The organism is Dechloromonas sp. TW-R-39-2 (assembly GCF_016864195.1).
Lineage (GTDB): Bacteria > Pseudomonadota > Gammaproteobacteria > Burkholderiales > Rhodocyclaceae > Azonexus.
On record NZ_CP045202.1, the window covers coordinates 2,508,357 to 2,521,253 of the forward strand.

Here is a 12,897-nt window from a genome sequence, read left to right on the forward strand (position 1 = left end):
CTCCTCCTTATTGTTTTGTTCAGCTACCGAGCAATGCTTTCTTCAGCGAGGCATCGACCGGATGATCGCCCAGCCAGACCTTGAGCAAGGCACGGGCAAACGGTGCATTGGCCACCTTGCCGCGCGCTTCGCCATTGAAGCTGACCGCCACGCCCTCAGCCGTGAAATCGATGGCGACCGTATCGCCACTACGCGCATTGCCGATTTTCTTCATGATTTCGGCAAACTGATCGATGGCACTTTTGAGCGCCACCAAATCGGTCTCGCTGTTATTGTCCTTCAGACCGTCGCGCAATGCACCGTAGAGCGTATCCGCATCGATATCGCGCAACAGGCGCAGGCTCATTCGGCGAGCCCCCGGCGCATCGAGCAAACCGGCCGGCGAACCCGACTTCTGGGTGACATACAAGGCCCCGACATAAACCTTGATGAACACCTTGCTGCGCAAGCCGGCGCCATTCAGCACCAACTCGCTGCTACCGACCTTGATTTTTTCGTCGATCGTCACACCAGCCACTTCGGCCGCATGCAGGCCAGGAATGGCGAGCAAGGCGGCAGCAAGGGTTGCGATCCGCACAGAATGCGAAATCATGATTTGTCTCCTTCGGTGTTTTTCTGCCGGTAATAATTTTTGTCGGCAATATAGACAGTTCGTTCAACCACGGTATGCACCGTGCCGTGCTCATCCTTGAGTTCGACGCGGTAAGTCCGGTCAAGTTCGGGATGCTGCTTGAGCAGGCGATGAATCTCGGCAATCTCCTCGGCCGGCATCGAAAAATCGGCATACAAGGTGGTGTAACCCGGCTTCTTATAGGAAATGCTGGCGGCCTTGTCCCAGACGATGTAACCATCGCCCAGCGCCGCCATCAGCATCATCGGATGCGCCCCATCGGTAATTGCAAAGAGCGAACCACCGTAGAGCGAACCAACAATGTTGCGGGTTTTCCAGTTGAGCGACAGGCTGATCCGGATATGGCGAAGATCCTTCGCCACATGTACAACCCGCCCGCCGGTGCCACGAAATGCCGGATGGAAATTGAAGCCGAGGCGCACCATGCGCGCCCGCCAGGATGGCGAAAGTTTAGCCAGCCAGGCGGGTTTCATCGTTTTTCCTGTTTTTGCACGGTCGACCGTCAGAGACGTTCGATAATGCCGGCCGCACCCATGCCGGTACCGATACACATGGTCACCATGCCGTACTTGCCGCCGGTGCGACGCAGACCATGCGTTGCCGTGGCGATACGGATGGCACCGGTTGCACCGAGCGGATGGCCGAGGGCGATGGCGCCGCCGAGCGGGTTCACCTTGTCCGGATTGATCCCCAGTTCGCGCATCACGGCAATCGACTGTGCCGCAAAGGCTTCGTTGAGTTCGATCCAGTCGAGGTCATCCTGCTTGATGCCGACCTGGGCCAGCACCTTTGGAATCGCAGCGATCGGACCGATCCCCATGATTTCCGGCGCCACGCCACCAACGGCGTAACCGGCAAAGCGGGCCAGCGGCGTCAGGTTGTGTTCGCGCAGGATTTTCTCGGAAACCAGCATCACGGCACCGGCACCATCCGACATCTGAGAAGAATTACCCGCCGTCACCGAACCGCGTGCATGGAAGACCGGTTTCAGCTTGCCGAGACGCTCCAACGAAGCATCGGCACGCGGGCCTTCGTCGGTATCGACGATGCGTTCGCGCAGCTTGATGTTGCCGGACTTGAGGTCGGGCAGGCTTTCGCGAATCGTGTAAGGCGTCGTTTCAGCCTTGAAGTGGCCGGCAGCAATCGCGGCACAGGCTTTCTGGTTCGACGCCAGGGCGAAGGCATCCTGCTCGTCGCGGCTGATTTTCCACTGCTGGGCGACCTTTTCCGCGGTCAACCCCATGCCGTAGGCGATTCCCAGGTTTTCTTCCTTGCTGAAGATGGCCGGGTTCATTGACATCTTGTTGCCCATGATCTGCGGCATCACCGACATCGACTCGGTACCGGCGGCAATCATCACATCGGCCAGGCCGAGGCGAATCTGGTTAGCGGCATCGGCCACCGCCTGCACCCCGGAGGAGCAGAAGCGGTTGATCGTGATACCCGGCACGGTAATCGGCAGACCGGCCAGCAGCAGGCCGATACGGGCGACGTTCATGCCCTGCTCGGCTTCCGGCATGGCGCAACCGACGATCACGTCGCCGATCAGCGCCGGATCGACACCCGGCACCTGGGCAACCACGGCGCGAATCACTTCGGCCAGCATGTCGTCCGGCCGTACATTTTTGAACATGCCGTTACGCTTGGCGACCGGCAGACGGGTCGCAGCAACGATGTAGGCGTCTTGAATCTGTTTGCTCATGATATTTTTCCTTGGCCCGATTAGTTGCGCAGCGGCTTGCCGGTTTCCAGCATGTGCTTGATGCGTGCCTGGGTTTCCGGGGTTTTCAGAAGATCGACGAAAAGACGACGTTCGACAGTCAGCAGCCATTCCTCATCGACCAGGCTACCGGTTTCGACTTCGCCGCCGCACAGGGCAACGGCAGCCGAACGGGCAACCTTGTAGTCGTGGGCGGAAATCATGCCGCCTTCCTTCATGTTGACCAGCATCATCTCGAAGGTGGCGATACCGTTTTTGCCGGCAACCGGAACGGCACGGGCCATCGGCGGCGGTGCATAACCGGCATCGGCCATGGCACGCGCTTCCTTGATGGCAACGCAAAGCAGTTCGTTGGCGTTGAACAGGATGGTGTCGGAAGGTTTGGCAAAGCCGAAATCAACCACTTCAACCGCACTCTTGGCGACCTTGGCCATGGCGATGGTCATGAACACCGGCTGCAGGAAGTTGAAGACTTCACCCGGCGTTCCCGACTGGGCAGCCCAGTCCGCAGCGCGGGCAGCGAATTCCTTGCAACCGCCACCGGCCGGAATCAGGCCGACACCGGCTTCGACCAGGCCGACATAGCTTTCCAGCGCCATGACGCGCTTGGCGGCATGCATGACGAACTCGCAGCCACCGCCCAGCGCCAGGCCCTGAACCGCAGCGACGGTCGGCACTTGCGCATACTTCAGCGTCTGCGAAGCACGCTGGAATTTCTCGACGGTCTGCTCAAGCAGGTCGAACTGGCCGGCGGCACAAGCTTCGCCAACTTGCTGCAGATTGGCCCCGACAGCAAACGGCGCTTCGTGCCAGACAACCACGCCATCCAGCGTCTGCTCAGCCTGACGCACGGCAGTAATCACGCCATCAAGAACTTCATTGCCGATGGTGTGCATCTTCGACTTGATCGAAATGATGCCAATTTTGCGGTCGACCGCAGGCAGACACCACAAACGCACGCCGTCGTTTTCATACAGCGTCTCGCCCGACTTTTCCGGCGTTGCAGCATTTTCGCCAAGAACGCGTTCAGGGAAATACTGGCGCTGATAAACCGGCAGCGACGAGCGCGGCACATAAGCATTCTTGCGGGCCGAGTAGGAACCTTCCGGCGCATGCACGCCGGTCCGGCCGCTTTCCAGCGCCCAAGCCGGCAGTGCAACATTGCTCATGGCTTTGCCGGCAGCGACATCGGCGGCAACGGCCTGGGCAATATCAGCCCAACCCGCCGCCTGCCAGGTTTCGAACGGGCCTTGCGACCAGCCGAAGCCCCAGCGCATGGCGAGATCGAGGTCACGCGCATTGTCGGCGACGTTTTCCAGCTGCACGGCGGCGTAGTGGAAGATGTCGCGGAAAATCGCCCACAGGAACTGGGCTTGCGGATGCGCCGAAGCACGCAAGGCAGCAAACTTCTCGGCCGGGTTGCGGATTTTCAGGATGGCACCGACTTCCTCAGCGATTTCGCCGGCCGACTTGCGGTAATCCTGGGCGGCCAGGTCGAGCACCTGGATTTCCTTGCCCTGCTTGCGGAAAATGCCGCAACGGGTTTTCTGGCCAAGCGCCCCCTGCCCGATCAGCGCGGTCAACCACGCCGGGGAGGTGAAATAGGCGTGCCACGGATCGTTCGGCAGCGTGTCCTGCATGGTCTTGACGACGTGGGCCAGCGTATCCAGGCCGACCACGTCGGCGGTGCGGTAGGTGGCGCTCTTCGGGCGGCCGATCTTCGGGCCGGTCAGTGCGTCGACTTCGTCGAAACCGAGGCCGAAAGCCTGGGTGTGGTGCATGACGGCGAGAATCGAGAAGACGCCGATGCGGTTGGCGACAAAGTTCGGTGTATCGAGTGCACGGATCACGCTCTTGCCGAGACGCGAGGTCAGCCAGGTTTCCAGCGCATCCAGCGTGCTGCCATCGGTGCTTTCAGTGCCGATGATTTCAACCAGGTGCATGTAGCGCGGCGGGTTGAAGAAGTGGATGCCGCAGAAGCGCGGACGAACCGACTCCGGCAGCCCCTGGGCCAGCACATTCATCGACAGGCCGGAGGTATTCGAAGCGATGATCGTGTTGGCGCCGAGGTGCGGCGCAATCTTGGCATAGAGATCGTTCTTCCAGTCCATGCGTTCGGCAATGGCTTCGATCACCAGATCGCACTCGGCGAGCAGCGGCAGATGTTCGTCGTAATTGGCAGCGTCGATGAACTTGAGCTTGCCCTTGCTCGCCAGCGGCGCCGGGTCCAGCTTCTTGAGGCCATCGAGGGCCTTCTTGACGATACCGTTCTTGTCTCCTTCTTTCGCCGGCAGGTCAAACAGCACGACGGGCACATTGGCGTTGGCCAGGTGCGCAGCAATCTGCGCCCCCATCACGCCCGCGCCCAGCACGGCGGCTTTCTTTACGATCAGCTTGTTCAAGCGATTCTCCTTTAGGTGTCTTTTATACGACTTCGTTTAAATAAAACGAACGTTTGAATTATAGATAACAGACTTCTGCGGTCAACTGGTTTTTCAGGTTTTTTCCAAAAAAAAACCCCGGACCAGCCGGGGTGTGAAGAGAGTGCAAAAGAAACTGTTTTAGAAAGCCATGGAGAACTGAGCACCCAGCAGAATGGCGCTGTCGGCATACGTCCCCTTGACCAGCCCACGACCATCCGTGCTCTGGTTATTGTTGATTTCAGCATCCTTGACGTAGAGGTAGGCACCACCGACATCAACGGCCGTCGTCTTGCTTGGCTTCCACTGAACACCGGCGCTGAACCAGGTGCGGTTGTTATCCGGCATGGAAACAAGACGATGCTCGGCGCTCTTGACCGGGGTCTGGTCGTAGGCAATACCCATCTTCAGCTTCCAGGCATCGTTGACCTTGTAGTTGGCACCAACGGCAAAGCGCCAGGTATCGCGGAAATTGGTATCCAGCGTCTGGGCGGTCTGACCGTTCAGCAGCCCCGAGGTGCGAATGATGTCGACCTTGGGAATCGAGCTCCAGCCCGTCCAGGAAACATCACCCAGCAGTTCCCACTGGTCGCTGGCCTTGTGGGTCAAGCTGAGAATGAATGTATCCGGCAACTTGATCGATGCCTTGGTATCGCTGGCGCGACCGGCAGCAATCAAGCCATTCGTGGTGGCGGTGGCAGCAGCAGTACCGTTGCTCGAAATCGAGACATCGCCCTTGGTTTCGTATTTGATCGCCGAGCGATAGGAAACACCCAGCTTGGTCGAAGGCGCCAGGGTAAACAAAGCACCGGCATTCCAGCCCCAGGCATCGTCGCTCAGGTTGAGCTTGACGGTCGAGCCGGCAGCACCAGCAGAGCTGACTGCTGCTGCGCGGATGTACTCGGCTTCAATTTTTTGCCAGTTGAGACCGAAACCCAGAGAAACGCGGTCGTTGGCACGCCAGGCGATCGAAGGATTGATATTGAGTGTCTTGATATCGAAGCTCACCGACTGAGCCGCGCCAATCCACGGATTGTCGTACTCGGTGCGAAGACCGAACGGTGCACCGATACCGAGGCCGAGATAAATGTCCTTGGTCAGCGCCCAGGAGCCGTACATGTTCGGCACAAAACCAAGGCCGCCACCATTACCGCCGTCACCCGTACCATTCAACACACCGACGCTGGAGCCGCCATCGCTAAAATTGAAATTGGTCTTGACGAAAGTGCCACCGACCGAAATTTCACGATCCTGCAATTGCGTCATGCCTGCCGGGTTGTAGAAAACAGTGCTGGCATTTTCAGCAACGGCAGCCGAACCGGCGCCGGCATTACCGATACCACTGGCGCCTTGCTCGCCAAGCAACTGGAAACCGGCTGCACTTGCAGAACCGGCAAAAGCGAGAGCCATGAGCGCTGGAATCAGGCGTGGGGCGAATTTGTTGTGCATTGATTTGTCTCCTGTTTTGTTTATGTTTGGGAATGCATCCCGGAACTACTGTGGTGATTAAATCTCAAACAAGCGTTTGAAATGCTGTTTTATCTGCATCTATTTCAAACGTATGTTGGGTAAAAACAACAAATTTTTACCTGGCTTGACGGAAATTGAGCGGACCACCGGTAAATGGTGCAAAGCCTGTGCCAAAAATCACCCCGGCATCCGCCAGTTCGGCATCGGCAACCACGCCATCGGCAACCAATTGCTCGGTTCGGTCAATCAGCGGCTTGGCCAGGCGGGCCGCCAGACCGGGTGGCACGCCTCCGGGCGCCGCCTTCTGTGCCTTGCCTTCCGCCCAACGATAGAAACCCTGCCCCGATTTCTTGCCAAGTTGCCCCTGCTGAACACGCGCCAACAAGCAACGTGGCGCCTCGGCCCCACCCGCCAATTGCTGGCCGGCGGCCATGGCGATGTCCAGCCCAACCGTGTCAATCAACTCAATCGGGCCCATCGGCATACCAAAAGCCAACATGGCTTCATCAACCGTTTCGGGCGAAATTCCTTCGTCGACCGCGCGCATCGCTGCCAGCATGTAGGGCGCCAGCACCGCATTGACCAGGAAACCGGGTTCGCTGCGCACCGGCAAGGGCAGCTTGTCGATCTGGCGAACGAAGGCGCAGGCTGCCTGGACAACAGAATCATCGGCCCCTTGCGCAACAACGACCTCAACCAGCGGCATCATCGCGACAGGATTGAAGAAATGGATGCCGACCAGCCGTTCCGGCCGCTTCAGTGCGATGCGCAAGTCTTCCAGCTTGAGACTGGACGTATTGCTGGCCAGAATGGCGCCGGGCTTCATGCGCGGCTCGATCACCTTGAACAAGGCATGCTTGGCGGCCACATTTTCGAAAATGGCCTCGATCACCACATCGGCATGCGCCACACCGTCACCGTTGACATCGGGAATCAGGCGGTCGAAGGCGGCACGCGCCTTGAGCGGGTCACGCAGACGACGCGCGAACAGCTTGCTGGCCCGCTGCAATGCCGGCCCCATTCGCTCCAGGCTCTGATCCTGCAAGGTCACGGTCATTCCGCGCAGGGCGCACCAGGCAGCGATATCGCCGCCCATCACACCAGCACCGATGACATGGACGCGCTGCGCCTTGAAATCGGACGCCTTGCCAAATCCCTTCAGCCGTTCCTGCAGGAAGAAAACCCGAACCAGATTGCGCGCCGTCGGCGAACTGATGATGCGGTCGATGATGGCCGGCGAGGCCAGTGCATTGCCATTGTGCTTGGCCCAGATGTCGATGATGGCATAAGGCGCCGGATAGTGTTCGGGACGAGCTTTCTTCGCCACCTGTTTGCGCGCTCCGCTGGCCACGACGCCCTTGAGCGGACCATTGAGCAAGCGCTGCATGACCGGCAAGGCACGGCGTGGCTGGCCGGACAACACCAGTTGGCGGGCGGCGGCATCCATGACGCGCGGCGGCACGCACTCGTCGGCCAGCCCCATGCGCTTGGCCCGCTTGGCATCAATCGTCTTGCCGGTCAGCATCATGTCCATCGCCGCCGTCGGGCCAACCCGTTGTGGCAAACGCAGCATGCCACCCCAACCGGGGAAAATACCGAGCATGACTTCGGGCAGGCCCATTTTGGTCGCCGGCTCATCAACCGCCAGCAGATAACGGCAAGCCAGTGCCAGTTCCAGACCGCCACCCAGACAATGGCCACGAATAATGGCTAGTGTCGGGTAGTTGACCGCAGCAAGACGATTGAACAAGGTCCAGCCGCGCTCGACCAGCGCCCTGCCCTTTTCGGCAGTATCGAGCTGCGTGAATTCCTGGATGTCGGCCCCGGCGATGAAGCCTGCCTCTTTGCCGGAGCGGAAGATCAGCGCCTTGGGCGGCTGCTTTTCGAAGGCATCGAGTATCTTGCCGAGTTCGCCCATCACGGCGACCGACAGGGAGTTGGCCGTTTCACCGGCCTTGTCGAGAATGGCGCTGGCGACGCCCTCGGCATCAAGCTCGACACGCCAGTGTTGAAGATTCAGATTCATCATGTGCTTTCTTTAATGCGTGGTGTGCCCGGAGGCAGCAAAGGCCAGCGACAAGGCGCCCGGACCGACATTGACCGCCGCCGTCTTGCTCATCGGCGAAACCAGGATCTCGACCCCGTTTTCAGCCGCACGGGCGGCCAGTGCGGCATAACCCGGCAGACGGCTGACAGCAGCGGGCGAACCGCCATAACTGATACAAATCCACGGCGCATCCAGGCCCGCCTCGATGCGCTGTGCGGCCTTGGCAAAAAGCTGACCAACACCGGTTTCGAAGCCGCGGACCTTGTCGACCGTGGAAGTCAGATCGCGATGGCAGTGCAGCACCGGTTTGACGTCCAGCCAGGAGCCCAGCGTGTAACTACCCCAACTCAGGCTGGTATCGCCCTTCTTCGAGGCACGCTTGTAAATGTGGAACAGATCGGCCGGGACCAGATAGGTGTGCGTGTGTTCAACGCAGTGCTTCAGGCGCGCGCCGATTTCACTCGGCGTACCGCCCTGGCGGATCAGCCGGACAGCCTCGGCTACCGGCACAGCCTGCCCGGTGAACAGGTTGCGCGTCGAAATGACGGCCAGCCCGAAACGTTCCGGCACCCCGGCCTGGCGGCGAATTTCCTTGTACTTGGTCAAGATGGCGCGTGAAGCCTGCATCGCGTGATCGAAAATCGGGCTGCGCGTGCTGGTGATGGTCAGGCAGAAAACGTAATCGAAATCGAGCACCAGCCGTTCGAGAAAGAGCTTTTCGATCTGCTCGACCGAGTAGGGAATCGACTCGGCGAAATCCTCGCTTTTCCGGTCCAGGTGGCTGGCGTAGAAAGTCTGGGTTTCGAGCGGATCGCGCCTGTCCTCAATGGTCAGTTCGCCAAAACGCAGCGTGATCGGCATCACGATGATGCCGTTCTCGGTCAGGAAGTCCTTCGGCAAATCGCAGGCCGAATCGACAACGATGCCGATGCGCACGATCAGGCGTCCGCTTCGACCAGCATGGCGCCGCCCAGGCCGCCACCGATGCAGATGGTTGCAATGCCGCGCTTCGCCTTCTGGCGACGCAGGACATGCAGCAAATGCAGGACGATACGCGCACCGGAGGCACCGACCGGATGACCGATCGAAACGGCACCGCCATCGACATTAAGCTTGGCGTCATCCACCTTGCCCAGCGCCGCCGGCAAATCCAGTTGCTCACGGCAGTAATCATCGGAGGCCCACGCCGCCTGACAGCCAAGCACTTGCGCCGCGAAGGCTTCGTTCAGTTCCCAGGCATCGATATCGTTCAGGCTCAAGCCATGACGCTGCAGCAGCGGCGTCGAGGCATGCACCGGGCCGAGGCCCATTTGTTCTGGCTCAAGACCGGACCACTGGCTATCAACGATGCGCCCGAGCGGTTTCAGGTTCCACTTCTTGACCGCCTCTTCCGAAGCCAGGATCAGCCAGGCGGCACCATCGGTAATCTGCGAGCTGTTGGCTGCGGTGATGTTGCCGTACTTCTTGTCGAAGAAAGGTTTCAGCTTGGCCAGACCGGCCATGCTGGCATCGGCCCGCACGCCGTCATCCTCGGCATAAACCTTGCCGGCACCGTCGACCACCGGCACGATTTCGCCAAGATGGCCGGCTTGCCGGCTGGCCAGCGCGCGCTGGTGGCTACGCAAGGCAAATTCATCCATCTGCTGACGATTGATGCCAAAGCGCCAGGCGACGTTTTCAGCCGTCTGGCCCATCAGCAGGCCGACCACCGGATCGGTCAGGCCCTTCATCAGGCCGATCACCGGTGAAAGCAGCGCCCCCGGCTTGAGCTTCATGAAATGGCCGATTTTCTGGCCCATCGTGCGCATGCCCATCATGCCGGCAAACCAGCGGACCATCGTATCGGAGTACAACAGCGGCGCGCGGGACAGCGCATCGACGCCGCCGGCCAGCACCAGCTCGGCCCGGCCGCACTGAATGTTGGCAATGGCCGAATCAATGGCCTGCATGCCGGAAGCGCAGTTGCGCATCACCGTCCAGCCCGGCATTTTTTTACCGCAACCGAGACGCAGCGCAACCATCCGGCCGATATTGGTTTCATCTGGCGACGGTGCGGCACAGCCGAGAATGACTTCGTCGAGATCGCTCGGCAGGAAAGGCTGACGCAGCAACAAGGCACGTCCGGCCTGGGTCGCCAGGTCGGAGGCGGCAAACGCCCCCGGCCCTTTCTGCGCCTTCAAAAACGGCGTCCGTGCGCCGTCGACCACGTAAATCGTCTTGCCCATGATCAGGCTGCCATCCGGTCTTGAGCCGGTTTGTTGGCGGTCGCGACGTTGTAATCGAAGGGGAAATCATCGACATGCACCACGATGTCGCGCAGGTGGTTGCGACGCCTCATCACCTCAAATTCGGCAGCGTTGATCACGCCATATTCAAAGGCAACGATGGCGATATCGCGCACATTGGCCAGCGGATTATTGGCGAACTTGCCGTCTTTTTCAGCAGTACGGATCTTGGCTTCAATCGCCTCGGCTTCGAGCGTCGCGTTCAGGGCCAGTTCGATGGCGCCAACCGGCTCGCTTTCTACCATCGGCACGAAACATTCGGCGGTCAGGCGGTCACGGGTGGCAGACGGCGAAATCAGGGCCTTGGCAACCTGGTGACCGACATCGTCGGATGGCACAACGTACGGGTGGCCCCACGGGAAAATCGAACGATGCAGGAAGGCAGCAATGAAGCGGATCGGGAAATTGGCGATGACGCCATCGAATGCCTGTTGCGCTTTGTACATCGCATCCCAGATCGCCCAATGGGCGAGCGGCGCATCTTCGGCCTTGCGACCTTCTTCCTCGTAACGCTTGAGCGTGCAGGAAATCAGGTACATCTGCGACAGGATGTCGCCGAGACGGGCCGACAGTTTTTCACGACGCTTGACGCTACCGCCGAGCACCAGCAAGGAGATGTCCGACATGAAGGCAAAGGCCGTCGAGAAACGGGTCATCTGCTGGTAGTAACGCTTCATTTCAGGGGCTGTATCGACGTTGACCGAGACAAAGTGCGAACCGGTCATGCCCAGCCACAAAGTCCGCAGGCCATTGCGAATAGTGAAACCGACGTGCGACCACAGTGCCTTGTCGAAATCGACCAGACCCTTTTTCAGATCAGGATTCTGGGCGGCCTGCATTTCAGCCAGCAAATACGGATGGCAGCGAATCGCCCCCTGTCCGAAGATGATCAGCGAACGGGTCAGGATGTTGGCGCCTTCGACGGTGATGCCGATCGGCACCTGCTGGTAGGCGCGGCCGAGGAAATTCGACGGGCCAAGACAGATGCCCTTGCCGCCGACGATATCCATACCGTCGTTGACCACCTGACGAGCGCGCTCGGTAACGTGGTACTTGGCAATGGCCGAAACGACCGACGGCTTTTCGCCGAGGTCGACCGCACCAGCCGTCATCTTGCGCACGGCATCCATCATGTAGGTGTAGGCACCGATCCGCGTCAAACCTTCCTCGACGCCTTCGAACTTGCCGACCGCCATCTTGAACTGGCTGCGGACGCGGGCATAGGCACCGACGGCACGCGCCGTCATTTGCGCCATGCCAGTATTGGAGGACGGCAGCGAAATCGAACGCCCGGCAGCCAGGCACTCCATCAGCATGCGCCAGCCCTGCCCGGCCATCTTCGGCCCGCCGATGATGAATTCGAGCGGCATGAAGACTTCCTTGCCGCGCGTCGGACCATTCATGAACATGGCGTTGAGCGGGAAGTGACGACGCCCGGTATCGACGCCCGGATGATCGTAGGGCACCAGCGCACAGGTGATGCCGATGTGCTTCTTGTCGCCGAGCAGGCCGTCCGGATCATAAAGATGGAAAGCCAGACCGAAGACCGTACAAACCGGTGCCAGCGTGATGTAACGCTTGTCCCAGTTGACCCGCATGCCGAGCACTTCCTTGCCCTGATACATGCCCTTGCAGACGACACCGGCATCGGGAATCGAAGCGGCATCGGAACCGGCCCACGGGCTGGTCAGCGCAAAGGCCGGCACCTCGATGCCCCTGGCCAGACGCGGCAGATAGTGATTCTTTTGTTCTTCGGTACCGTAGTGCAGCAACAGTTCGGCCGGGCCGAGCGAGTTCGGCACCATGACCGAAACCGACAACGCCGAAGAGCGGGTCGACAGCTTGGTGACAACCTGCGAATGGGCATAGGCCGAGAATTCGAGGCCGCCGTATTTCTTCGGGATGATCATGCCAAGGAAACCCTTGTCCTTGATATAGCGCCAGGTCTCGTTCGACAGGTCGTAGAGTTCGTGCGTCACCTTCCAGTCATCAACCAGACGGCAGGCTTCTTCAACTTCGTTGTCCATGAAGGACTGTTCTTCGGCCGTCAGCTTGGGCTGCGGATAGGCATGCAGTTTTTTCCAGTCCGGCTTGCCACGGAACAACTCCCCTTCCCACCAGACCGTACCGGCTTCCAGCGCGTCGCGCTCGGTATCCGACATCTGCGGCAGCACCTTGCGATAGGTGGAAAAAAGGGGCCGGCTGATCAGCGCCCGGCGCAATGGCCGAACGATGATCAGCCCGGCCAAAGCCGCCAGGGCGACTAAACCCAGCAGAGGGATGAGGTTGTTGAACATGTGCTGTCTCCTTTAAGGTCTTTTTGG

Annotated in this window: 9 protein-coding genes; all 9 read right to left on the reverse strand. The window is 59.8% G+C overall.

Translation table 11 applies throughout. The features are described from left to right. Positions 1 to 19 precede the first annotated feature (19 nt). The 9 genes from GBK02_RS12125 to GBK02_RS12165 all read right to left on the reverse strand — a co-directional run bounded on the left by GBK02_RS12125 (position 20) and on the right by GBK02_RS12165 (position 12,870). Complete coding sequence (locus GBK02_RS12125) at positions 20 to 592, reverse strand: chalcone isomerase family protein (protein ID WP_239003012.1); 573 nt, start codon at positions 590 to 592, stop codon at positions 20 to 22. Next, a complete protein-coding gene (locus GBK02_RS12130; RefSeq protein ID WP_203466915.1) occupies positions 589 to 1,104 on the reverse strand; it encodes a DUF4442 domain-containing protein in 516 nt (171 codons plus the stop codon). Before GBK02_RS12130 ends, GBK02_RS12125 begins: the two co-directional genes overlap by 4 nt. A 29-nt stretch (positions 1,105 to 1,133) precedes the next feature. Next, entirely contained in the window at positions 1,134 to 2,333 is a 1,200-nt protein-coding gene (locus tag GBK02_RS12135; RefSeq protein WP_203466916.1) for an acetyl-CoA C-acyltransferase, read from the reverse strand. 20 nt (positions 2,334 to 2,353) lie between these two features. Beyond that, positions 2,354 to 4,753 carry a 3-hydroxyacyl-CoA dehydrogenase/enoyl-CoA hydratase family protein gene (locus tag GBK02_RS12140; protein ID WP_203466917.1) on the reverse strand — a complete coding sequence of 800 codons (2,400 nt, stop codon included), beginning with the start codon at positions 4,751 to 4,753 and terminating at the stop codon, positions 2,354 to 2,356. 159 nt (positions 4,754 to 4,912) lie between these two features. Continuing rightward, entirely contained in the window at positions 4,913 to 6,220 is a 1,308-nt protein-coding gene (locus GBK02_RS12145) for an OmpP1/FadL family transporter (RefSeq protein ID WP_203466918.1), read from the reverse strand. Positions 6,221 to 6,356: 136 nt separating this feature from the next. After that, entirely contained in the window at positions 6,357 to 8,267 is a 1,911-nt protein-coding gene (locus GBK02_RS12150; RefSeq protein WP_203469389.1) for a 3-hydroxyacyl-CoA dehydrogenase NAD-binding domain-containing protein, read from the reverse strand. A 12-nt stretch (positions 8,268 to 8,279) separates the two neighbouring features. Next, positions 8,280 to 9,224 (reverse strand): DegV family protein, encoded by a 945-nt coding sequence (locus GBK02_RS12155; protein WP_203466919.1) that lies wholly within the window; start codon positions 9,222 to 9,224, stop codon positions 8,280 to 8,282. A gap of 2 nt (positions 9,225 to 9,226) precedes the next feature. After that, positions 9,227 to 10,513 carry an acetyl-CoA C-acetyltransferase gene (locus GBK02_RS12160; protein WP_203466920.1) on the reverse strand — a complete coding sequence of 429 codons (1,287 nt, stop codon included), beginning with the start codon at positions 10,511 to 10,513 and terminating at the stop codon, positions 9,227 to 9,229. Between the two features lie 2 nt (positions 10,514 to 10,515). After that, positions 10,516 to 12,870, reverse strand: a complete 2,355-nt coding sequence (locus GBK02_RS12165) for an acyl-CoA dehydrogenase (protein ID WP_203466921.1) — start codon at positions 12,868 to 12,870, stop codon at positions 10,516 to 10,518. Positions 12,871 to 12,897: the final 27 nt, after the last annotated feature.

What these genes read in the sequence shown, in the direction of transcription:
- GBK02_RS12125 (WP_239003012.1), bottom strand. Translation starts at nt 592, where the DNA reads ATGATTTCGCATTCTGTGCGGATCGCAACCCTTGCTGCCGCCTTGCTC.
- GBK02_RS12130 (WP_203466915.1), bottom strand. Translation starts at nt 1,104, where the DNA reads ATGAAACCCGCCTGGCTGGCTAAACTTTCGCCATCCTGGCGGGCGCGC.
- GBK02_RS12135 (WP_203466916.1), bottom strand. Translation starts at nt 2,333, where the DNA reads ATGAGCAAACAGATTCAAGACGCCTACATCGTTGCTGCGACCCGTCTG.
- GBK02_RS12145 (WP_203466918.1), bottom strand. Translation starts at nt 6,220, where the DNA reads ATGCACAACAAATTCGCCCCACGCCTGATTCCAGCGCTCATGGCTCTC.
- GBK02_RS12150 (WP_203469389.1), bottom strand. Translation starts at nt 8,267, where the DNA reads ATGAATCTGAATCTTCAACACTGGCGTGTCGAGCTTGATGCCGAGGGC.
- GBK02_RS12160 (WP_203466920.1), bottom strand. Translation starts at nt 10,513, where the DNA reads ATGGGCAAGACGATTTACGTGGTCGACGGCGCACGGACGCCGTTTTTG.
- GBK02_RS12165 (WP_203466921.1), bottom strand. Translation starts at nt 12,870, where the DNA reads ATGTTCAACAACCTCATCCCTCTGCTGGGTTTAGTCGCCCTGGCGGCT.